Origin of the sequence: Parasphingopyxis sp. CP4, assembly GCF_013378055.1 — a bacterium.
Classification (GTDB): Bacteria; Pseudomonadota; Alphaproteobacteria; order Sphingomonadales; family Sphingomonadaceae; genus Parasphingopyxis.
In genome coordinates, this window is record NZ_CP051130.1 from 2445488 (window position 1) to 2466578 (window position 21091).

The 21091-nt window shown below is 58.9% G+C and carries 30 protein-coding genes; 13 read left to right on the forward strand and 17 right to left on the reverse strand.

Annotated features, from left to right (window positions below; genetic code table 11):
• Window positions 1-29: 29 nt before the first annotated feature.
• The 5 genes from HFP51_RS11990 to HFP51_RS12010 all read left to right on the forward strand — a co-directional run bounded on the left by HFP51_RS11990 (window position 30) and on the right by HFP51_RS12010 (window position 4917).
• Complete coding sequence (locus HFP51_RS11990) at window positions 30-1157, forward strand: serine hydrolase domain-containing protein (RefSeq protein WP_176875959.1); 1128 nt, start codon at window positions 30-32, stop codon at window positions 1155-1157.
• A 101-nt stretch (window positions 1158-1258) separates the two neighbouring features.
• Complete coding sequence (locus tag HFP51_RS11995) at window positions 1259-1735, forward strand: SspB family protein (RefSeq protein ID WP_176875960.1); 477 nt, start codon at window positions 1259-1261, stop codon at window positions 1733-1735.
• Between the two features lie 52 nt (window positions 1736-1787).
• Entirely contained in the window at window positions 1788-3182 is a 1395-nt protein-coding gene (gene fumC / locus HFP51_RS12000; protein WP_176875961.1) for a class II fumarate hydratase, read from the forward strand.
• 62 nt (window positions 3183-3244) lie between these two features.
• Window positions 3245-3724 (forward strand): hypothetical protein, encoded by a 480-nt coding sequence (locus HFP51_RS12005; protein WP_176875962.1) that lies wholly within the window; start codon window positions 3245-3247, stop codon window positions 3722-3724.
• Window positions 3721-4917: a DUF418 domain-containing protein gene (locus HFP51_RS12010; RefSeq protein ID WP_176875963.1), complete on the forward strand. Its 1197-nt coding sequence runs from the start codon at window positions 3721-3723 to the stop codon at window positions 4915-4917. The genes HFP51_RS12005 and HFP51_RS12010 overlap by 4 nt, the downstream gene beginning before the upstream one ends.
• Here HFP51_RS12010 and HFP51_RS12015 read toward each other — a convergent pair.
• Window positions 4914-5402 (reverse strand): DUF2585 domain-containing protein, encoded by a 489-nt coding sequence (locus HFP51_RS12015; protein ID WP_370462917.1) that lies wholly within the window; start codon window positions 5400-5402, stop codon window positions 4914-4916. The genes HFP51_RS12010 and HFP51_RS12015 overlap by 4 nt on opposite strands.
• Before the next feature lie 114 nt (window positions 5403-5516).
• Here HFP51_RS12015 and gmk point away from each other — a divergent pair, with 114 nt between their 5' ends.
• Window positions 5517-6149 carry a guanylate kinase gene (gene gmk / locus HFP51_RS12020; RefSeq protein WP_176875964.1) on the forward strand — a complete coding sequence of 211 codons (633 nt, stop codon included), beginning with the start codon at window positions 5517-5519 and terminating at the stop codon, window positions 6147-6149.
• Window positions 6150-6218: 69 nt separating this feature from the next.
• Entirely contained in the window at window positions 6219-6803 is a 585-nt protein-coding gene (locus HFP51_RS12025) for a hypothetical protein (protein WP_176875965.1), read from the forward strand.
• 21 nt (window positions 6804-6824) lie between these two features.
• Here HFP51_RS12025 and HFP51_RS12030 read toward each other — a convergent pair whose 3' ends face one another.
• From HFP51_RS12030 to HFP51_RS12060, 7 genes are all read right to left on the reverse strand, one after another.
• Window positions 6825-7526, reverse strand: a complete 702-nt coding sequence (locus HFP51_RS12030) for an ATP12 family chaperone protein (RefSeq protein ID WP_176875966.1) — start codon at window positions 7524-7526, stop codon at window positions 6825-6827.
• The gene (locus HFP51_RS12035; RefSeq protein WP_176875967.1) at window positions 7523-7756 is read right to left on the reverse strand and encodes a hypothetical protein; all 234 of its coding nucleotides are present in this window, start codon (window positions 7754-7756) and stop codon (window positions 7523-7525) included. Before HFP51_RS12035 ends, HFP51_RS12030 begins: the two co-directional genes overlap by 4 nt.
• Window positions 7753-8415, reverse strand: coding sequence for an HAD-IA family hydrolase (locus tag HFP51_RS12040; RefSeq protein ID WP_176875968.1), 663 nt, complete (start codon window positions 8413-8415; stop codon window positions 7753-7755). Before HFP51_RS12040 ends, HFP51_RS12035 begins: the two co-directional genes overlap by 4 nt.
• Window positions 8412-9512, reverse strand: coding sequence for an RluA family pseudouridine synthase (locus tag HFP51_RS12045; RefSeq protein WP_176875969.1), 1101 nt, complete (start codon window positions 9510-9512; stop codon window positions 8412-8414). Before HFP51_RS12045 ends, HFP51_RS12040 begins: the two co-directional genes overlap by 4 nt.
• The gene (crcB, locus tag HFP51_RS12050; RefSeq protein ID WP_176875970.1) at window positions 9509-9886 is read right to left on the reverse strand and encodes a fluoride efflux transporter CrcB; all 378 of its coding nucleotides are present in this window, start codon (window positions 9884-9886) and stop codon (window positions 9509-9511) included. Before crcB ends, HFP51_RS12045 begins: the two co-directional genes overlap by 4 nt.
• A gap of 49 nt (window positions 9887-9935) precedes the next feature.
• Entirely contained in the window at window positions 9936-10700 is a 765-nt protein-coding gene (locus HFP51_RS12055) for a hypothetical protein (protein WP_176875971.1), read from the reverse strand.
• A gap of 129 nt (window positions 10701-10829) precedes the next feature.
• Window positions 10830-11330: a hypothetical protein gene (locus HFP51_RS12060; protein WP_176875972.1), complete on the reverse strand. Its 501-nt coding sequence runs from the start codon at window positions 11328-11330 to the stop codon at window positions 10830-10832.
• Between the two features lie 112 nt (window positions 11331-11442).
• Between HFP51_RS12060 and HFP51_RS12065 the strand changes: the two genes are divergently transcribed.
• Window positions 11443-11664 carry a hypothetical protein gene (locus tag HFP51_RS12065; protein ID WP_176875973.1) on the forward strand — a complete coding sequence of 74 codons (222 nt, stop codon included), beginning with the start codon at window positions 11443-11445 and terminating at the stop codon, window positions 11662-11664.
• Window positions 11665-11667: 3 nt separating this feature from the next.
• Here the strand turns inward: HFP51_RS12065 and HFP51_RS12070 are convergent, their stop codons facing one another.
• Window positions 11668-12105 carry a DUF1330 domain-containing protein gene (locus HFP51_RS12070; RefSeq protein WP_176875974.1) on the reverse strand — a complete coding sequence of 146 codons (438 nt, stop codon included), beginning with the start codon at window positions 12103-12105 and terminating at the stop codon, window positions 11668-11670.
• Between the two features lie 134 nt (window positions 12106-12239).
• On the opposite strand from HFP51_RS12070, the gene HFP51_RS12075 reads away from it, so the two are divergent.
• Window positions 12240-12659 carry a biopolymer transporter ExbD gene (locus HFP51_RS12075; RefSeq protein WP_176875975.1) on the forward strand — a complete coding sequence of 140 codons (420 nt, stop codon included), beginning with the start codon at window positions 12240-12242 and terminating at the stop codon, window positions 12657-12659.
• Between the two features lie 51 nt (window positions 12660-12710).
• On the forward strand, window positions 12711-13301 hold the full coding sequence (locus HFP51_RS12080) for a heme-binding protein (protein ID WP_176875976.1): 591 nt from the start codon (window positions 12711-12713) through the stop codon (window positions 13299-13301).
• Here HFP51_RS12080 and HFP51_RS12085 read toward each other — a convergent pair whose 3' ends face one another.
• The 4 genes from HFP51_RS12085 to HFP51_RS12100 form a co-directional block, all read right to left on the reverse strand.
• Window positions 13302-13706, reverse strand: coding sequence for a hypothetical protein (locus HFP51_RS12085; protein ID WP_176875977.1), 405 nt, complete (start codon window positions 13704-13706; stop codon window positions 13302-13304).
• Between the two features lie 71 nt (window positions 13707-13777).
• Entirely contained in the window at window positions 13778-14146 is a 369-nt protein-coding gene (locus tag HFP51_RS12090) for a glycine zipper 2TM domain-containing protein (protein WP_255454659.1), read from the reverse strand.
• Between the two features lie 152 nt (window positions 14147-14298).
• Window positions 14299-14847: a hypothetical protein gene (locus HFP51_RS12095; protein WP_176875978.1), complete on the reverse strand. Its 549-nt coding sequence runs from the start codon at window positions 14845-14847 to the stop codon at window positions 14299-14301.
• Window positions 14848-14989: 142 nt separating this feature from the next.
• Window positions 14990-15262 (reverse strand): YjhX family toxin, encoded by a 273-nt coding sequence (locus HFP51_RS12100; RefSeq protein ID WP_176875979.1) that lies wholly within the window; start codon window positions 15260-15262, stop codon window positions 14990-14992.
• A gap of 257 nt (window positions 15263-15519) precedes the next feature.
• Between HFP51_RS12100 and HFP51_RS12105 the strand changes: the two genes are divergently transcribed.
• Window positions 15520-15891 (forward strand): limonene-1,2-epoxide hydrolase family protein, encoded by a 372-nt coding sequence (locus HFP51_RS12105; protein ID WP_176875980.1) that lies wholly within the window; start codon window positions 15520-15522, stop codon window positions 15889-15891.
• A gap of 12 nt (window positions 15892-15903) precedes the next feature.
• On the opposite strand, the gene HFP51_RS12110 is transcribed toward HFP51_RS12105, so the two are convergent.
• Window positions 15904-16248 carry a TraR/DksA family transcriptional regulator gene (locus HFP51_RS12110; protein ID WP_176875981.1) on the reverse strand — a complete coding sequence of 115 codons (345 nt, stop codon included), beginning with the start codon at window positions 16246-16248 and terminating at the stop codon, window positions 15904-15906.
• Between the two features lie 299 nt (window positions 16249-16547).
• On the opposite strand from HFP51_RS12110, the gene HFP51_RS12115 reads away from it, so the two are divergent.
• Window positions 16548-17297 carry a thermonuclease family protein gene (locus HFP51_RS12115; protein WP_255454660.1) on the forward strand — a complete coding sequence of 250 codons (750 nt, stop codon included), beginning with the start codon at window positions 16548-16550 and terminating at the stop codon, window positions 17295-17297.
• 55 nt (window positions 17298-17352) lie between these two features.
• A complete protein-coding gene (locus HFP51_RS12120) occupies window positions 17353-17886 on the forward strand; it encodes a hypothetical protein (RefSeq protein WP_176875982.1) in 534 nt (177 codons plus the stop codon).
• A gap of 118 nt (window positions 17887-18004) precedes the next feature.
• Here HFP51_RS12120 and HFP51_RS12125 read toward each other — a convergent pair whose 3' ends face one another.
• The 3 genes from HFP51_RS12125 to HFP51_RS12135 form a co-directional block, all read right to left on the reverse strand.
• Window positions 18005-18352, reverse strand: coding sequence for a hypothetical protein (locus tag HFP51_RS12125; protein WP_176875983.1), 348 nt, complete (start codon window positions 18350-18352; stop codon window positions 18005-18007).
• A gap of 731 nt (window positions 18353-19083) precedes the next feature.
• Entirely contained in the window at window positions 19084-20025 is a 942-nt protein-coding gene (locus HFP51_RS12130; RefSeq protein WP_176875984.1) for a toll/interleukin-1 receptor domain-containing protein, read from the reverse strand.
• An 11-nt stretch (window positions 20026-20036) separates the two neighbouring features.
• Window positions 20037-21089 carry a ribonucleotide-diphosphate reductase subunit beta gene (locus HFP51_RS12135; protein WP_176875985.1) on the reverse strand — a complete coding sequence of 351 codons (1053 nt, stop codon included), beginning with the start codon at window positions 21087-21089 and terminating at the stop codon, window positions 20037-20039.
• Window positions 21090-21091: the final 2 nt, after the last annotated feature.

Genomic DNA, 21091 nt, shown 5'->3' on the forward strand with positions numbered 1-21091 from the left:
CCATTTCGCCGCCCAGGAGAAGATTGAGAATGACGGAAATCCACGGCACCTGTGACGATCGCTTTGCGCCGGTCAAAGCCATGTTCGAGAGTAATTTTGCAAGCGGCAAAGAAGTCGGCGCGTCAGTTGCGGCCAGCTATCAGGGCGAGATGGTCGTCGATCTTTGGGGCGGCCATGCCGATGCCGCGAAAACCAAGCCTTGGGAAGAAGATACGATCATCAATGTCTGGTCGTCGACCAAAACGATGGCTGCCATGTCCATGTTATTGTTGGCGGATCGCGGGGATGTCGACCTGCACGCTCCCGTCGCGCGCTATTGGCCGGAATTCGCGCAGAACGGGAAGGAGGGGGTCGAGGTCCGCCATTTTCTCAGCCATTCGGCTGGCCTTTCCGGGATGGATGATCTTGTTGAAGGCGCGGCGCTCTATGACTGGGACCGTGTCGTTGGGGCGTTGGCGCAACAGACGCCCTGGTGGGAGCCGGGTAGCAAGTCCGGTTATCACGCGATCACCCAGGGCCATCTGATCGGCGAAGTGATCCGCCGGGTAACGGGCCAGACGGCAGGCGAGTTCTTCCGGAGTGAAATTGCTGGACCGCTCGATGCGGATTTTCATATCGGAACGGATGCAACGCTTGACGATCGTATTGCCGAGCTCATCCCGCCCACCACTCTGGTTGAATCGAACGATGATGGATCGATTGCATCGCGGACCTTTCGTAGCCCGAAAATCGACATTGCCGAAACAACCATGCGCGGCTGGCGCGATGCAGAGATTCCGGCGGCCAATGGCCATGGCAATGCGCGCAGTATTGTCCGGATTCAGACGGCCATGGCGAATGACGGATCGGCTTTTGGCAAGCGCATCATGTCGGAAAAAGGCCCTGAGCGGATTTTCGAGGAACAGACCAACGGGATGGACCTGGTTCTGGGAATGCCGATCCGTTTCGGTATGGGCTATGGCCTCAAAAATGACATGATGCCGCTTGGGCCGAGCCAGAACTACTGTTTCTGGGGCGGCTATGGTGGATCGCTCGTCTTTGTCGATCGCGATACCGGGCTGTGCCTGTCCTATGTGATGAATCGCATGGATAGCGCGTTGATGGGCGATATGCGGGGCATCTCCATGGTCTTCGCCGCCTATCAGGCGCTCGCCTAATTGGTGCGAATGATGGCCCACCAGCCCAATCACCGTCGCCATGGTGGAAAATCTGCGAAACAAATATTGACCCTGCGGCTCCAGCCGTTCACCAAACCTGTATGACGGATGACACCCCAGATAGTCTGATTCCTTATGACGAGATCGTGCAGGAGGCGCTTCGCGCCGTTGTCGGTCGCGTATTGAGTGAGGTCGGCGAAGCGGGGGATCTTCCCGGCGAGCATCATTTTTACATCACGTTCAAGACCCGAGCTCCGGGGGTCGATATTCCCGGCCATCTGCTGGAACGCTTTCCCGACGAAATGACGATTGTCCTGCAGAAGCGTTTCTGGGATCTGACTGTCGACGAAGAGGGTTTTTCAGTTGGGCTGAGCTTCAATCAGGTGCCGTCCACGCTGGTAGTGCCCTTTGCTGCGATTACCGGATTTGTCGATCCAGCGGTGAATTTCGCCCTCCAATTCCAGGCGCAGGGCAAAGAATCCGGCCCTGCCGACCATGCCGAAAATGATCCCCCGGCCGTTGAGCCCGTCGAAGACGGATCGAACGTCGTCGCGGTTGATTTCAAACGCAAAAAATAGAGGTCGCGCCTCCTTATCGAGTTCCGGCCGAACCATAGGAACCAGATATTCCATGACCCAGGACACCCGCACTGAAACTGATTCCATCGGCCCGATCGAAGTGCCGATCGATGCCTATTGGGGCGCGCAGACGCAGCGCAGCCTTCAGAATTTCCCCTTCGGCCCTGAAGAGCGCATGCCGATCGGCATTGTCCATGCCCAGGCAGCGGTTAAACAAGCGGCAGCGCGGGTGAACAAGAAGCATGGCCTAGATGCTGGCATTGCCGATGCAATTGAAGCGGCAGCAACCGCGGTCCGCGATGGCAAGCATGACGGCGAATTTCCGCTGACCATCTTTCAGACAGGCTCCGGCACCCAGACCAATATGAATGTGAACGAGGTGATTGCCGGGATCGGCAATGAGGCGCTTGCCGGCACGCGCGGGGGCAAGGAACCGGTTCACCCCAATGATCATGTGAACATGTCGCAAAGCTCCAATGATAGCTTCCCGACCGCGCTCCATGTTTCAACGGCGCTCGCAACGCGTGATGCACTGCTGCCCGCAATCGACATCTTGATCGCATCGCTCACCGCCAAGGCCGAAGCCTGGGACGATATCGTCAAGATCGGGCGGACGCATACCCAGGACGCGACCCCGCTCACGCTGGGCCAGGAATTTTCCGGCTATGCGGCCCAGCTGATCAGCTGCAAGGCGCGGATCGAAGGCGCGCTAATGGGTAATATTGCCAAGCTCGCTATCGGTGGAACAGCGGTTGGCACAGGGCTTAACGCGCCGGAGGGCTGGTCGGAGGATATGGCGGCAGCGATCAGCGATATCACCGGTCTCACGTTCGAAAGCGCAGACAATAAATTTGAACAGCTTGCCGCCAAGGACGGGCTCGTCTTCTTCTCCGGCGCGCTGAACACGCTGGCTGTGGCGCTCAACAAGATCGCCAATGACATCCGTTTCCTAGGCTCTGGCCCGCGCTCTGGCCTGGGTGAGTTATCGCTTCCGGCAAATGAACCGGGCAGCTCGATCATGCCGGGCAAAGTCAATCCAACCCAGTGCGAGATGATGACGATGGTCGCCGGACAAGTCATCGGCAACCATCAGGCAGTGACCGTGGGCGGGATGCAGGGGCATTTCGAGCTCAATGTCTTCATGCCACTTATCGGTGCCAATGTGCTGCGGTCGATAGCCCTGCTCTCGACCGGCATGACCGGATTTGCCGAACGCTGTGTCGATGGCATTGAAGCGAATGAAGATCAGATCAAATCATTGGTTGACCGGTCGCTGATGCTGGTCACCGCGCTGGCACCGGAAATCGGCTATGACAATGCCGCCAAGATCGCCAAACATGCGCACCAGAACGGCCAGACGCTGAAAGAAGCGGGTCTTGATCTTGGCCTGGTCGATGAAGAGACGTTTGATCGCGTTGTGCGCCCGGAAAACATGATCGGCCGTTAGCGCCGTTCCGGCAGAATTAGCGCCGGCGGGCGAACGACACGGATCCGCGTGCCAGGCCCGAATTGCCTAGCCGCTCATTCTCTCCTATCGCACCCGAAAGGGGGCTCATTATCGCACAATCCGGTTCATCGCGGACGCTGTCCCGCCGTTCGTTCCTGTCGCGCGTTGTCGGTGGCACGACGTTAGCGGTCGGCGCCGGGAGCGTTGTAACCGGCTGCAAGGATCCAGAGGGAGATGGTGCCCAGGCCGGCTTGACCGATTGCGATGGTGGCCCGAACGCAGATCCTGCTGGTGGTGGCAGAACCGGCGGTAACACGGGCGTTAGCGACAGCGATGGTGGGGCCAATGCCGATCCAGCAGGGTGCGGCAATGGAGAGGGCCCGATCACTGACAGCGATCGTGGCCGTTTTGCCGATCCGGTCGCACAGGGACGCGGTACAGAGCGACAAACGGATCGCGACGTCGGGTTCGGTGCCGATCCGATAGGTCGCGGCACGGGTGAGCCGACGGCCAGCAGCATTGACGACGGTGACAGCAAATGACGGCGGACACAGACGTACCCGCTGTTGAGGCATCGACTGTCGAGGAAGCCCGGACAGCAAGCCGTATCCAAGGCTTCGACATAGCCCGCGCCTTGGCGATTTTCGGCATGATTACTGTCAATTATCGGGCGACTTTCCCGGTGACGGTGGATGGTCCGGCCTGGCTCGAATGGATGGCCGGCCAGGTAAATGGCCGCGCCGCTGCGCTATTCGTGTTTCTTGCAGGTATCGGCATATCGCTTCTGTCGCGACGCGGTCGATTGTCCGATGACGCCGATCTCATCCGTGCGGATCGGATGAACCTGTTGCGGCGATCGCTGTTCCTGCTCGTGATTGGCTTTTGGTTTCGCCAATATTGGGAATATGACATTCTCCATTTTTACGGCGTCTATCTGTTGATCGCCGCCGCGATCCTGACAACGTCGAATCGCGCGCTGCTGATCTTCACGCTGCTGGCGACGATTGTCTTTCCCTTTCTGTATTATATCCTGCCCGAACAATTGGGCATTACCTTCTGGGCAACGACCAACGCATTCACACCGCGAGAGATACTGATCGACCTGTTCTTCCAGGGTTATCATCCAGTGATGCCTTGGGTCGCGTTCATGCTGGTCGGCATGATGATCGGGCGGCTGGAATTGACTGACGCGTCGGTTCGGCGGCGGCTGCTGATTTGGGGTGTCGCGATCGCCCTGTCAGCCGAAGCAATCGCCTATCTCTTTCTCAATATGGGCACTTTCAAACTCATGGAGGATATCTTCCCGATGCTCGATCTGGAAGAGGCGTCGGTGTCGCTGGACAGCGCGCCCTATCCGCCGATGCCGCTCTTCGTGGCAGTCGGTGCCGGCTGGGCGATGGCGATTGTGTCCCTATGTCTGAGCTTTGGCGAGCGGTTTGCCGACCGCCGTTGGATCATGCCACTGGTCCATACCGGGCAGCTCGCACTGACGATCTACATCATCCACGGTACGATCGGGATTTGGGCGGTTGAATGGGCCGGGGTCAAACCGTCGCGGACGCTGGGCTGGGTGATCGGTTATTCGGCGATACTCTATTCCATTCTCATCCTGCTTTCGACGCTGTGGCGACGCAAGTTCGATCGCGGGCCGGTCGAAGCCATTATGCGGCGGCTAACCGATAGCTGGCGGAGCGAAATCAATCCGGTGCCGCCTGAGGAAGCGAAAGCCGCCTAGAGCGCGCCTTGCCACTCGCGAATGGCATCAATCGGCCAAACCAGCATCACGACATTCAGTGTCAGATTGTCGCGGATCATCCAGAGTGTGAATAGCTCGAAGGCGATTGCAATTGCGACGGTTGGCCAAAGGCCAATGCGCCGGGCGATCAGGAAGCCGATTGCCATCCAGCCAATATCGGCAACGGAATTGATGATGGCATCGCCGGAATAGCCAAAGGCCGCCGTCGCTTCACGATAGCGGTTGATGATGATCGGCGAATTTTCGAGCACTTCCCAACCCGCTTCAAGCGCGACGGCAAGGCACAGCCACAGACCGACCGGTCGATTGCGGAGGAGGAGCCAGCCCAGTCCGCAAAAGATAAATCCATGGATGATATGGCTGGGCGTGTACCAGTCGGCGATATGCTGGCTGTTGTCGGGTCCGTGCACCGTCCCGACCCAGAGTTTGACCTGACCGCATTCGCAAATCGGATTGCGGCCCATGAAATATAGAATCGCAGCGGCAACCACCACAATGGCGGTCGCGAAGATCCAATATTGGCGTCCGATATCCCCCTCCCATCTTGACCTTCAGGCGCGCTTGCGCGAACCGGTCCCATGGCCGATCCGATACAGCTGCAGCGCCGCGGGCTCCTTTATGTCCTTTCATCGCCGAGTGGCGCGGGCAAGTCCACCATCGCGCGCATGCTGTTGGAGGGCGATTCAGAGATTTCGCTGTCCGTGTCCGCTACGACGCGGCCGATCCGCGACGGCGAAACGGATGGCGAGCATTATCACTTTGTCGACAATGACGAGTTTGACCGGCTGGTCGCCGATGATGCCTTCCTCGAATGGGCGCATGTTTTCGATCGCCGCTATGGAACGCTGAAATCTCAGGTGACGCGCAAACTAGATGACGGGCGCGATGTGTTGCTCGACATTGACTGGCAGGGCACGCAGCAACTCAAACAGGTCGATCCCGATATCGTACGGGTCTTCATACTGCCGCCATCAATGGACGAACTGGAACGCCGACTGCGCGGGCGCGGCACCGATAGCGACGAAGTAATCGCTGGCCGGATGGAGCGGGCGGCGGCCGAGATCAGCCATTGGGCGGAATATGATTATGTGCTCGTGAATGACGATGCGGATGTCTGCGCCGAGCGGGCCAAAGGCATCCTCCAATCCGAACGGTTGCGCCGTAACCGCCGCACCGGGCTGGTCGATTTTGTCCGGACGCTGATCGGATAGACAAGGACCCGGGCTTTTCATCGCGTCACGACCGGCCTAGCTTCGCCTCCAGATCAGGGGAGGTCATTCATGTTCAAAGTCATTCCAGGGGCATTCGTTGCGGCGATCGCCATGTTCCTTCTGGGGTTCATTTTCTTCGCAACACCGCTGTCCAATATTCATCTGGGCGGGCTTGGTGACGCCGAAGCCGCTGCGGTGCAAACGGCGCTGGCGGCGAACATGCCGGCTGATGGCGCGGGGACTTATGCCATCCCCGAACCCTCGGTCTCGGCATCGCAAAGCGAGCTCTATGCGCGCGGTCCGATCGCCATGGTCCATTATAATCCCAACGGCTTTGCGATCGGCGATACCGGCGCGTTGGTCAGCGGATTTGTCCATATGCTGTTCGTTGCGCTGTTGCTTGGTGCGGCGCTCTATTCGCTGGCGGGCCATGTGCGCGATTTCGGCGCGCGGCTGTCGATCACGATATTGTTTGCCTTGTCGGTGTCGGCTTTCACCTTGCTGAGCGATCCGATCTGGTATCACCAGGATTGGACGCACCACATCTACCGCTTTGTCGCCAACACTATCATGTATGTGGTCGCTGGTGCGATCATCGCGCGCTGGTTCCTGCCCAAAGATGTCGACAGCGACGATCGCTTCGGAGAGGAGTAGCGGCAGCACGCCCGTGCCGGGCTAATCTCCGGCTTCGAGCAACCGGATGAAGCGCATGCCGGCACTGAACTCGCGTCGGCGTGCGTCGCGGGTGGCGATGGCGTCTTCGTCCTCGCCCCATTGGCTCGCCTGCCAGTCTTCGTCGATTCGCGTTGCTGACCAGATCACATCCTCGTCAAAGGCGTTCTCGACCAGTGCGAGAGCCGCGACCAGCGAACCGCCAATGCGCACGATCGGAGAAAGCCCGGCGAGGTGGAAGGGGCCGTAGATTTCGGTCGCCGCGCGCAGTCGTTCGACGGTCGGTGCCGGTTGAGGCCGATGGACGATGCCGGTTGTTGTCTCGAACCCGATATCGAAGCGTTTCTGCGCCCATTCGAGCAACGGATCCCAGGCCGCGCATTGCCTGGCGACCAGTTCGGTCGGGCTGTCCGCGCGATAGCAGAGGAGATCAGTCTCGCCATATTCGGCGAGTTCGGCCGCAAAGCTCTGGTGGTTCGGATGCACGCGATCGATGGCCGCATTGGCAAGGCCGGTGAGCGGCATAGCCGCTGGATCGATTTTTTCTTCCTGCCCCGCCCATTCAGCAGCAATGGCATCGGCCAGCTTGCGCGCCGGCACCGCCAGCGATTTGCGGGCGGGTGTTTTTACCGTCCGGCCGTCAAGGGCCACGGTCCAGCCATCGCTGCTGCGCGTTGCATCGGCATTCTCATAGAATCTCTTCATTCTTCAGGCGGGCTCTTCCATCGCTGGGCCAGGATTGTTGGCAGCACCAAGGCTTCGAACAGGCCGAATGCGAATAGCGGGATGCCGAGCATCGGCCAACCGCCTTCGCGCAGGATATCTCCGCCCCATACCCACATGCCAATGATCATCACGATGATCCCGGTAAAGCGCAGCAATTGCAGGGTCTGGAAACGCGATTTGGCCAGGCGTTCGCGATCTTCGGGGGTCATGACAGTTCCTTCAGCACGGCCGGTATATCGATCGGCCGGTCGATGACGATATCGGCGCCGGCTGCTTCCAGCTCATGCGCGTCATGATAGCCCCAGGATACTCCAACCGCCAACATGTCCGCAGATCGCGCCATAGCCATATCGAAGGTGGTGTCGCCGATCATGGCACTGGATGCGGCGGTTGCACCGGCCTCGGCCATACAGGCCTCCAGCATGGCGGGATGGGGTTTGGAGGGATGCCTGTCGGCGGTGTGCAGGGTGACAAAACGATCGGTGAGGTCATGTGCTTCGAGTACGAATTTCAGCCCGCGATCAGATTTGCCGGTGGCGACACCCAATAACCAGCCCTCGCTATCGAGCGTCGAAATGACTTCGCCAATGCCGTCATAAAGCGGCTCATGGACACTGCCCGCGGTGCGCATCTCAAAAAACGCATCCTTATAATCCTCGGCCAACGATTGATGGCGATCATGATCGGCATCGGGCAGCAGATTTTGCATCGCTTCGACGAGACTCAGACCGACCACGCGGCGGGTCTGCTCCCGGAGTGGCGGCGTCAGTCCAGCGCGTTCAAATGCACTCTCCATGGCCATGCATATGTTGGCCTGGCTGTCGACGAGTGTTCCGTCGCAATCGAAGATGGCCAGCCGATTGCTCATTTGCGGCCACGGTCTCCGCGCGACCGTCGTTCGCCACGGCGTGCTCTCCGGCGGTCCTTGGCATGGGCTTTCGCGGCGCGTTTCTGAGCCTGTTTGGGATCCTCGGGCGGATCTTCGGCAAAGGCTGCGTCGCCCAGCTCCGGTGAAAAGCCCAGCGCGTCGAGGCTGTTCGCGAAATGCTCTGGAAGTTCTGCGGTTACATCAAGCTGCTTACCGTCCGGATGGGGCAGGCGCAGGCGGCGCGCGTGGAGATGGAGCTTGCGACTGATCCCGCCGGTCAGGAAAGCATCAGCGCCGCCATATTTGCCGTCGCCGACAATCGGATGGCCGATCGCTGCCATATGGACACGCAGCTGGTGCGTCCGCCCGGTATAGGGCTGGAGCGCGACGAACGCTGCCCGGTTTCCGGCGCGTTCGATAACCTGGTAGCGGGTCTTGGACGGCTGGCCTTCATCGAAGACGTGCATTTTCTCGCCACCGGTTCCCGGCTGCTTGGCGAGCGGCAGATCGATTACCCCGTCCTCGATTTCAGGCACGCCCATTACGATCGCCCAGTAAATCTTGGTTGCGCGGCGCGATGAGAATGTCTTGGAGAAAAAGGCGGCAGCGCGCGGTGTTCGCGCGACGAGCAGTACGCCGCTGGTATCCTTGTCGAGCCGGTGAACCAGCTTGGGGCGTCCATCGGCTTCATATTGTAGCGCGTCGAGAAGCCCGTCGACATGATCCTTGGTCTTGGTGCCACCTTGCGTTGCGAGGCCCGGCGGCTTGTTGATCACCAACGCGCTCTTGTCGCGGTGGAAATCCAGCGTCCGCGCATAGTCGATCTGATCCTGGCTCAGCGGTGGGCGTTCCTTTTTGGGGCGTTGCGATTTGGGCGCTTCGGCTGGGGGGACGCGGATGACTTGCCCCGTCTCGATCCGGTCGCCCGGAGCGGCGCGCTTGCCGTCCAACCGAAGCTGACCGGTGCGCGACCAGCGCGAGACGATGTTGAAGGTCGCATCGGGCAAGTTGCGCTTGAACCAGCGGTCGAGCCGGATCCCGTCATCCTCTGCATCGACCGTAAACTGGCGCACATTATCGCTGAACGTCTTGGTCATGCGGCCACCCTGACAATCCAAAGCCCGACAAACAATGCGAAGACCGATGCAACAACCGAGACCAGTGCATAAGCGCCTGCAGTGCCGATCGCACCGCGTTCAATCATATTCACGGTTTCAAGGCTGAACGCCGAAAAGGTCGTAAAGCCGCCGAGGATTCCAACACCCAGGAACAATCGCCACCCTTCTGCGCCACTGCCGAAGCGGGCAAGCAATCCGGCCAAAACCCCCATTGCCAGCCCGCCAATAATATTGGCGGTCAAGGTGCCCCAGGGGAATGCCGGTCCAAACTGATGCAATGTCCATCGGCCAAGCAGGAAGCGTAATCCTGCACCAATGGCGCCGCCCGCCATGACGATAAGAAGATGGGGCATCGCCGCCCTCTACCGGAGTCGGGCGGATTGGGCTAGCCGCTGCGGCTGCTTAAGTTCCGTTGCTGACGACCACGTCCACGGTCGTGCCGCCACCGCGCAGCGGCGCAAAGACCAGATAGAAAGCCGCTTCATCGCGTTCGCGAAATCCGCCGAGCACATTATTGTCATGACGCAGCTGATGTTCGGCGGAGAAGCCTGATCGGATGGCCCGCGTATAATACCAATTGATCAGATGCTCCATCGGTACGCGGGTCCGAAAACTCACGACCCGCATGCGACAATGATCCTGATTATATCCCGAGGCTTCGATCACCTCCGCGCCGGAATAGATAGAAAAGGCGCGCGGTAGGGTTGCGGCCCATTCAATGCCATATTGCATCGTGCCGCTGCAGCTGTTGACGGCAGGATCGCCGGCCTGTCGCTGCGCCATCGCGCCTTGTGTGGTCTGGCCCTGGGCTGCGCTGCGACCGTTACCATCCTGAACGGCAACCGGCGTAGGTGCAGTCAGGAGCCGCCCGCCGCTGATCGCATCCTGTGCATCCTGCATGGTATCGAGAGTTTCCGGGATAGGCGCGCTGCTTACTACATTTCCAGGCAGCGCTGCATTCTGGTTGGATTGGCCGGACAGGTCCTGATCGACCATGATTTGGTCTTCCAGCGCAACGGTCAGCGCGGGGTCGCTATTATCGGCTTCCCCAAGCAGCGCCTCATCCATTGCATCGGTATCGGAGGTGGTGCCACCTGTGCCACATGCGGCCAAGCTGAAGGCCAGGGCAATGGCTCCAGCCGTCATCGAGAATTGCTTAGCCACCATGATACTCAGCTCCTGTTCGGAAACGCCGGATTTTCGCGGCCAAACCTTACCAAAGCGTGCACGAACATGGTGAATCGCGAACAATTTACTGCAGATTCACCATCTTTTCGGGACGCTGTTGGAAAGGCTCTAGCCTTCGACTCCGGCAATCACGGTTACATTGGTACCGCGCCCTTCAATGACAGTCGCGGTAATCTGTACACCGCCATTGCCGTCATCGCGCTCGGCAACCAGCATCTGGCTTTGGCCCATATCCATGGTCGCGGCGATAGAATAGCCTGATCCCTCAAGAGCATTGCGATAAAAGCCGATGACGTCGCCCGGGCTGTCATTTGTCTGGAAGCTTGAAATCTGTCCCGATCCGCCATCGCGGGCCGTAGTATTGAGGTTTAATCCCTCACGCGAGGTGGCGCCGGGATAGGGTGGCACACCGCCGACTGCGGTTGTGTCGAGGGTACCGGTTGTAATGGTCGTTTCTCCCTCTTCGCTGCGATAGGTGGTGGTCCCATCCCCACCGCGCTCGACGACCACTTCCTCACCATCCGGTCCGGTATAAACTGTTTCCTCCGATCCGCCGCACGCGGCGAGCGAAACCAATGAAATTCCCAGGATTGTCGCTTTTAGATCCATATTTACCTCCCCAACTGACAGGGCGGTTATCGCACAATCGCCTTGAAGCGCAAACCGACGTGACCTATATCGTTAATACAGTAGATTTTCACCAGCGACAGGGAATGTCAGGATGCTCAACATTGTTTCGCTTCTTATCGGGCTCGTTGCGGCCGTTATGGCCCTGGTCGGCCTGATCCCATTGCTGGGATGGGTGAATTGGCTGATGCTGCCAGTTGCGTTTGTCGGTCTTGTTGTCGGCATGTTGTCGGACAGCAATCTTGGCCGAAATCTCTGCATTGTCGTGGCGATCGTAGGCGGCCTGCGCCTGATGCTCGGCGGCGGATTTATCTAACGCTTAGCCAAAGCCCTTGCCGGCATCACGCGGTTTGTGCCGAATGAGCCGCGACGTTTCGACCGCCGCCTGGCGGTGCTTCACGGCTTGCTGATAGACCGGATCGGTCACCATTTCGAGAAATGCACCCGCTGTTGGGTAGAGCGCGACAAACGCTGTGTCCCAATGTTCGTCTTCCGGCCCGATCAAGATTGATTGCGGCTCGCCCGACCAGATCACCGTCCCGCCGACCCGCTCAAAGACCGGGCCGCTATCCTGTCCGTAGAGTGCATAGGCCTCTGCGCCTGACAGGCCTTTGCCGGCTTGCTCATGATCGTCCGGATAGGCTGCGTGTTCGCGGAATCGCACAAGATTGAGCATCGCCACCGGCTGATCGCGATCGAGCGCCTTAAAAGCCTCAAAATTGGGACGGCTCGGGTCGATATAGCTTTCATCTGTCATGGCCCGAACGTTGCCCGGGACAGCTTCGCCGTCAAGGTCAAAGCCGTCAGGCGCTCGGCCTACCCATCCGACAACAGTTATGTTATAGTATTACATTCAAAGAACGAAGGAAGACACTAACGAGGGAGAAGATCATGCCACGATATGTTGCTCCACCCGATACCGAGCCGATGCGCGAAATGAACACAACGCCGCTCATCGATGTGATGCTGGTGCTCCTCGTCATGTTTCTGATCGCATTGCCCGCGCTGACCCATAAAGTACCGCTCAACATTCCGCCGCCTGGGCCGGCCGATGGCGCACCGCCGCCAATCCATAGCTTGGGCATCAGCCCGACCGGGTCACTGTCATGGGACGGTCGGATGCTTCCAGCGAGTGCGCTTCGGGATCGATTGGACGCAATGGTGGCTGATCCTGCCTATCCCCGTCTCGAAATCGCAGCCCATGCGGAGGCGCCTTATGGGCGCGTCGATGAAATTCTCGCGGAAATCAATCGCGCGGGCGTGACTCAGGTCGGTTTCACTGGCAATTCAGTTTTTGCGAACGCCTATTGATCTGTCGCGCACCGCTTGCGTGCCGAAACGAAAAGCGCCAGAAGCCGTGCTATGGGAAAAGCACGATGGATTGCCGCCGCTGCGGCGGGCACGGCCGCGGTTGCCGCCGCAGCCTATTATCTCAATGAGCGCAATAGCGAGAAGCCGGACTATGATCTCCTGATCGACGAAGGGCGTTTTGCATTGCGGGCCTATCCGGCAATGATGATGGCAGAGACTGTCCAACAGGGTCAGCGCGAAACCGCCCTGGGTAACGGCTTTCGGGTGCTTGCGGATTATATATTTGCCCGGTCTCGTCCGGGTCGAAAGATCGCGATGACGTCTCCGGTGATGAGTGAACGCGCCGTAACAGATGGCGAATGGCGGACGCGCTTCGTGATGCCGGCCAAGCTGCATAAGTCAGATCTTCCAGAACCAGCACCCGGGGTCACGCTGGCCGAACAGCCTGCGCGCAAGGTGGCGGCAATACGATTTTCTGGCAGTGCCGATGATGAAATGCTGGCCGAGAATGAAGCGAGCTTGCGCGAATGGATGGCCGCGAACAGCCTGGAACCGGCTGGCGACGCCGAATATGCCTTTTACAACTCACCCTTCATCCCTGGACCGATGCGTCGCAATGAGGTCCTGATTCCCGTCGCCTAGCTAGCGCTTCTTTGCACGGCGGAATGCTACATTGCCGGCGATAATGATTATTGCAGCGGTGAACAGGAAGCCGGTGAAGCCGCCGATCATTACCCCGACAGCGATGCCAAATATGACGGCACCGATGCCAATTGATCCGGCTGACGGGCCTTCGCCCTTGCTGTTCATTCGGCCGTCGAAAAATCCTTCAAAACCGTCCGCCGGTGTATTGCCTTCGTCTTGCAAGCGCGGCCGATCGGAGCGAGCGGGCGCCAGCGCCTCCATCACAGGAAGAGCGGAGGCAGTTTCTTGCGGCCCAGGCTGCATATCGCACGCTTGCTTCGGTGGCAGATTGGTCTGCGTCTCCAGCACGATGAGCTTTCGCCCGCGTTCGATCACTCGATATTGTGTTGGCGGTGCATCCACGGTTTTCTCCGCCGCCCGGTCTAGGCGGACTTGGGCGGCAGGAAAAGGCTAGGCCAGCGATCGGCCGAACATTATTCGCAGCGGGAATCGCTACGATCGATCTCGCGGCCAATAAGTGCACCGGCAGCGCCACCAACAATCGTGCCGACAGTGCGGTCGCGGCCGCCATCAATTTCGCGGCCGACCAGCGCCCCGGCAACCCCGCCAATGAGCAGTCCGACAGTGCCGTCTTCGCGCCGACAACGATAGCGGCCATCATCATCGCGCCACACCCGACCTTGATAGCCCCGGTGATGGCCGCGGCGGTGATGGATCTGCTGGACCTGTGCGGCTTGAGCGCGATGGCCCCAGGCCGGAGCGTGGGCAGGTGGGCTGGCCAGTGCACCGACGGTCGTACCAGCGATTGCGGCGGTAGCTATCGCAAGGATCGGCATACGCATATTCTCTTCCTTTCAATCGGATTGTAGCAGACTGTATCAGCTTCAACGCGAAAGATCAGGCTTGGTTTCATGAACCTTAGACAACGCCCGAAAAACCGTATCAGTCCCGGATAATCGGTTCTGCAGGTGCGACAATGTGCACCTTTGCCAGCCTAATTTTGAGCAGCCCGCACAAAACGTTGCTCATTGCCGACGCGCCAAGTTTCGCCGCCATCGGTCGATACCTCCATGCGCGACTGGAACCGATTCTGCTCCACGGCATAGCGCGTGAAGCGCAGCATGATCGTCGTGCCATCGGCCATCGGCGTGTTCGGCGTGGTCCGCGTCTCGCTCGTATCCGGACCAATCATCCGCCACAAATGCCCATCGGGACCGACTGAACTCATCTCGATCTCATTCTGGGCAGGCCGGGCGAAGAACAAGATGCCGGATGCCTGGTTGAGCGACGGGATGGTGCTCATCCCGCTGACCACCCGGTCATTCACGACCCAGCCAAAGCGATACTGTCCGACAAAGCTCTGCGTAACCGCGCCGTCCGCGCCGATAAAGTCCGTCTCGACATCCCAGAGGCCGATAACATGGCGGAGCTGCTCCACTGCTTGCGGCGCGGGTTCGGGCGGTGTTGCAGGCGCCTGAGCCGCTACAGGAGCCACGGCAATGCCGCAGGCCAGCAGAGCTGCCATCCAGTTGCGCGTTCGCATAACCACTCTCCTCTTTACCCCGGGCTAGCGCATGATGCGTCAGCCGTTCCAACTTTTCCATGGTTATTCGACGAGTGCCACTATCTGCCGCCAATTGCGGATAGGCCGATACCGGATGTACGGTCCGGTATCATACCTCTGGCTAACGATTGTCCAGCTGCGGCCGTACGGCCTTCAGCCCCTTGTGCGTAATGCGATAGGGACTGCCGCCGCGGCTGATCACCAAGCGCCGCTGCTTCAGCTTTTTGAACACCGCCATGGTGCAATCGGAAAGCACATAGCCTTCGCGCGTGAAACAGGTGACCTTGATAATCCGACCGCGTTGGCCGTCTTCCCGGCTTTCATGGTCGTGCCGGATATGCCCGCCTTGGGCGAGTAAATGCAGCGTGCGCTGCTCATGCTTTGAAATATTCATTGGAAATTGTGACCCCGGCGCCGGACATTTGGCGCCCTGCTGAGGTGGACAGGCGCAGCAAAGCGCCGCCGCGCGCAATCGCGCCTGGCGGGGTGCTGCGAACCGACGGGTCACCGGGGCACGCCCCGGGCCGTCCATCAGCGGATTACAATCTCTTTCATAAAACACTCTGGTCGTGGTTATGCACGGCGCCGATAGCAGTATAGACTGGCTTTGCGCAATATCCCCTGCGCCACGCTGCAACCGGAGAGACTATCATGGCTGACAATGTCGCGATCATCACAGATTTCATTGCCGCCTGGTCGCGCCTCGATGCCGAAGAGCTGACCGGCTATTTCACCGAGACGGGCACCTATCACAATATGCCGGTCGGCCCGGTCAGCGGCCATGCCGCGCTCAAGCAATTCATCGCCGGGTTTATCGGCAACTGGACGCAAACCGATTGGGATGTCCTCACCATTATCGGTGAGGGCGATACCGTGATCGCCGAGCGGCTGGATCGCACCAAAGTGGGCGATATCGAGATTGATCTGCCCTGTTGCGGTGTCTTCGAAATGGAAGACGGCAAGATCGCTACCTGGCGCGACTATTTCGACATGGCGACCTATACCAACGCGCTCGGCGGTTAGTATCTTGGCTGGCTAACCTTCTTTCGAGGCGCAATGGATGCAGAGCGCCGCTTCCGGCCGGGCATCGAGCCGCTTGGGATTGATATCCCCGCCGCAGCGCACGCACACGCCATATTCGCCATCCTCGATCCGGGCGAGCGCGCGCTTTACCGAAACGATCTCCCGCGTCACCAGAAGGGCCTGCGCCTCGAGCGATTGATCATCCTCCATCTCGACCGCTTGCTCTGAGGAATCCGCATTGAGCGGCTCATCCAGATCGCGCTCAAGATGGGAAAAACGCGCTTCCAACTCGGCCAACTGGCTTTCGAGCCGGGTCCGAGAAGCGGTGGTGGAGGCGGCATTGGCGGTATTGGTCATCGGTGCATGGCTCCTGCTGAATCTGTCTGTCGGGAGCCATGCTAGGCGGCCAGCAGCCGATCGGCTTTGATTTAGCGCAAAGCCGCAAAACCGCATCGCTACTGGCAATCGCCGAGCCGATGGCGGGTCCGGCATGTCTTGCAGAGCTTCCCAAAGGCCGGTCGGTTTGGCCGGCTGCTATAATTGCGCTCCGGCCATCGCGGACAGTTGCGGCACCAGTGCCACTGATCGCTGGAATTGCGTCTGCGATAGGGCATGGCGTTCCTCTGCCTGGGGGGCAGCAGGATATCGTGCGCAGGATGTCTTCGCAGCGCGAACTGCATCCGGATCGGACAGAAATGCTGACCGGCGGATCGACCTCGAAATCTGTCGCGGATTGCGACATAGTCGGCGCGCATATGGGGGAGCCGCTTGTGGGGAAGCTGCTAAAATTCAAACGCACACGCCCGCGCAATCGCGAGCGCACCAGCTGGCATGGCGGGCACCAGGACCGCCCTGCTCGCCGCCGCAAGGCCGGGCTGTCGAACTGGCAAATGGGCGGCCTGTTTCTTGCGGTCTTCTCCAGCGTTTTCCTCCTTGTCTTTGTCGGCCTTGGCTGGTGGGACGATCGCACCGTCGACACTGCGCCCCAGTCCTTCCTGACCCCTGCGCCCAATGCGGTCACTCCGCCCAGTGCGGCCAATGCGGACAGCGCCGCTGCTGAACGCATAAGTTTCTCGATCTGCGGCATCGGGCAACGGATCAATTGCGTCGTCGATGGCGATACGATCTGGATGCGCGGCGAAAAGATCCGGTTGCTGGGCATCGATACGCCCGAGCTCTCCCCCTCTCGCTGCGCCGAGGAAGAACGGCTCGGCCAGGCCGCCAAGCGCCGGCTCCATGGCCTGCTCAACAGCGGCGTCGTAACCTTGGAGCGCGATGGCCGGGACCAGGACCGCTATGGCCGCCTCCTCCGCCGGGTCTATGTCGATGGCAATCCGGTCGGCCCGACCCTGATCCGCGAAGGCCTGGCGCGGCCCTACGGCAATGGCCGGCGTAGCTGGTGCTGACAGGCCGCCCGGCCATTTAACCGGATTTTGACCGGGCGGTGCTAGGCCGGTCCGCATGGACATGATGACCATCTCTGCCCTGGCTGTGCTCGCCCTTGTTGGCGGCTTTGTCGGGCTGTTTCTCTATCTTGGTCATCGCAGCGGCCGGGGAGACCTGATCGCGCCGCCCAGGGAATTCGGCAAGCGCGAATATGGCCAGCGGCCCCCAGGAAAACCAGCGTTACCGGTTGCACCCAAAACGATCACGCCGCCAAAGGAACGCGCGCCCGATCCCGTGCCGCCCGTCGCGGTGCCGGAGCAGAGGGCCGAGGAATTGGTCGCGGCCATCTCCGAACCCGCGCCCGAACCGGTACCTGCCGAAACCGATGGCGAGATCGCACCCGAATGGCGGCGCGATGCACCGTCCGGAAATGCACGGCTGAGCGAGGCCTGTTACACGGCCGAACAATATGCCGAGCGCGAGGTGAAAGCCCTGCTCCTCCAAAACCACCCCAACCGCGCCTTCACCCACGCCCGCCGCGCACTGAAATTATCGGATGACGAGGCGATGGATTTCGTCGAGCGCGTGGCGCGGGGATTGCGGGTTTAGGGGGCGCTTGCCCCGACCCAAACACCACCCGCTTACCCTGAGCCTGTCGAAGGGTTGTTCTTACCTTGGCCGTTGAAGAGAAGTGCAGCCCTTCGACAGGCTCAGGGCAACGGAGTTCTCAAAAACTCGTGATGCGGGCGTTGATGCCATAGGCGTCGCAAAAGGCTTTGAAGCTGTCGACGGCCTGGCTGTCGCCGTCGAACTGGGCGTGGAGCAGGGCGGCGGCGAGGCGGGGGACGTCTTCGGCCTCGACCGTGCAAAACCGCTCATAATCCGCATCGCCCATCATCCCCTCAACCAGCGGCCCGCCATCGCAGCAATCGATGACGAGATTGCCATTGTCATGCAGCTTGAGCCCCACCGACCGCCGATTGGGCCCCGGCTCCTTCGCCAGCTCCACCATCGCCCCGGGCGTAATCGAGACACCGTTCCACGATCTGGGCTTGGGTTTCCTGCGGCCAAACATGGGGGTGAGGATAGGGTGGTGACGGGGGGAAGGGAATGGGGGTGTGAAAGCTCGCACTAGCTGATGAAGGTTGAAGCAAAGTCGTGCTTTTAGCAGTCGCTCCAGCTGCGATACACTTCCAAACTCTGGTCAAACGGTAGGGGAATTGTGAGAGACCAGCGGGTGAATCCAACAAAAACCGAGAAATCTGTCGGATCTACCTGTGTACCGTTCAGGAGGAAGTGTAAGGTCGGACCTCCTGCGTCGGCGATTATTACAGGTCCGTTTGCTGTTTGATACAGACACCCTGGCGCGAAATCGTTAGCGATGCCTGCGGTTTCGTCTACGAGTATCGTTGGCTGTGGTAGCCTGAGTCTGGCTTCCATGTGCGTGCTAATTTCCTGAATCCCAAACCGGCGGCCATATTCCTGCTCAAATGGAATGAAGCTGGTGCGGCCAGAAGGAAAATCGACGACCAGTCCGATACTGTGATCGTCTCTCAATCCCCTATGTAGAAAATCGCCGGGTTCGGCGGATATAGGCAAGATGGCGTTCAGATCAGCGATGGGTAGCATGTTAGATCGACTTTTCCTTAGTCATCGCGAAAATCCGATCGCCCACATTTTGGGCAGCGAATCGGTACAATTCTCATCTTGCGACGATCTGCCTCGTCGCGATCCATCACCTCTTTAGAAAATCGATAGCCGCAGTTTAGACATTGGAAGTGCTTTTCCTGAGCCATGAGCTATCCCCTATTGGATGTCTTCAATCAATTCCGACCAGAACAGTTCCGAAGCCCCCTCAGGGTTCAGCTTCTTGTCGCGATCATGATACATAGAGAAAGAGCTGGATAGATATATCTTATAATCATCCGTTTCGGCACGAACTGAAAGACGGTAAGAGTTTGAATGTCCGGATGCCTGATCTGAATAGGAGATGGTGCGAGATCGATGATCTGACCCTACATAGATCGTGCATTCTGAGACTTTTTTCCCACCACGGTACAATGTAGCAGAGAACCGATCGTCCCCGGTTTCCCGCATACGGAAGTCAATTTCGTCGTTACGGGATTTTAGTGCTTCAAGAGAATTGCCAAAAAATTTCTTTATGTAATCATAGCTTTCGTCGACAAACTTGTCCTTATCCGCTTCGGAAAACTCTGATTTTATACGCAGGTTGGACGACCGAGGTTCGGGATCATTTGTTTTGCTGGTTTGATGGTTATCCATTTCTTCGGCTTGCTGGGGGTCACTGGTTTTGTGATCTTCCAACACCCGGCGAATTGATTGGACAACATCTAAGAACGCGTCGTCGGAGCTCGGCCATTTTGTAACTGGCTTGCCGTCAGTTGGCGCGACCAGCGTCCCAGCAAAAGGGGCACTTTGCCAATCGCATGGTCGAAGAATGACAGCGATTACTCGTGAGATTCCTTTCTCATGCTGATCCAGTGCCGCCAACATCTCTTTTTCATAGCAATAGTAAGAGTCTAGAAATTGCGGGCTAACGAGTAGAACGACAATGTCAGCATCCGAAAGATAGCTCGATATTACATCGTCAATCGCGTCTCCCGGTAACATCCTTCGATCATGCCAAACGGAAATAGCTTCGTCGCGCTTGAGCATTGAAAGATGGACTTCAAATTCATCTCTCAGCGCTTCGTCTTCATGGCTGTATGAGACAAAGACCGATGCCATTCAATCACCCCCTACTCCGCCGCTACGCCAGGCTTCTCGCCGAACATATCTTCGCCCTCGTCTTCGCCTTCGTCGTCGTTGGCTTTGCCCTTTTTGCGTTCGTCGAAGCTGTCCCAGACATGGTTCCAGTCGCCCTTGGTGGCGCCTTTGGAATATTCGGTGGCGCGCGTCTCAAAGAAGTTGGCGTGTTCGACGCCGTTCAATAGCGGCGCCAACCACGGCAGCGGGTGGTCGTCGATCATGTAGACGGCCGGCAGGCCGAGCTGGCCGAGGCGCCAATCGGCGATGTAGCGGATATAGCGTTTGATCTCCTTGGCCGTCATGCCGGGGACCGGGCCTTCGGAGAAAGCAAGGTCGATAAAGGCATCTTCGAGGCGCACCGTTTTCTGGCAGCAATCGATAATGTCTTCCTTCACCGCCTTGGTGAGGCAGCCGCGTTCTTCGCAAAAGGCGTGGAACATCTTGATGATGCCTTCGCAGTGCAGGCTTTCATCGCGGACCGACCAGCTGACGATCTGCCCCATGCCCTTCATCTTGTTGAAGCGCGGGAAGTTCATCAGCATTGCGAAGGAGGCGAACAGCTGCAGCCCTTCGGTAAAGCCGCCGAACATGGCGAGCGTCTTGGCGATATCCTCATCGGTATCGACGCCAAATTCGTTCAGATAATCATGCTTGGCCTTCATCTCCTCATATTCGAGGAACATCGAATATTCGCTTTCCGGCATGCCGATCGTGTCGAGCAGGTGCGAGTAAGCGGCAATGTGAACCGTCTCCATATTGGAGAAGGCGGTCAGCATCATCTTGACTTCGGTCGGCTTGAACACGCGGCCATATTTGTCGTGATAGCAATCCTGCACCTCGACATCAGCCTGGGTGAAGAAGCGGAAGATCTGGGTGAGGAGCGCGCGCTCATGATCGGTGAGCTTCTGTGCCCAGTCCCGGCAATCCTCGCCCAGCGGTACTTCTTCTGGCATCCAGTGAATCTGCTGCTGGCGTTTCCAGAAATCATAGGCCCAGGGATATTCGAACGGCTTGTACGTTTTACGGGCTTCGAGAAGGGACATAT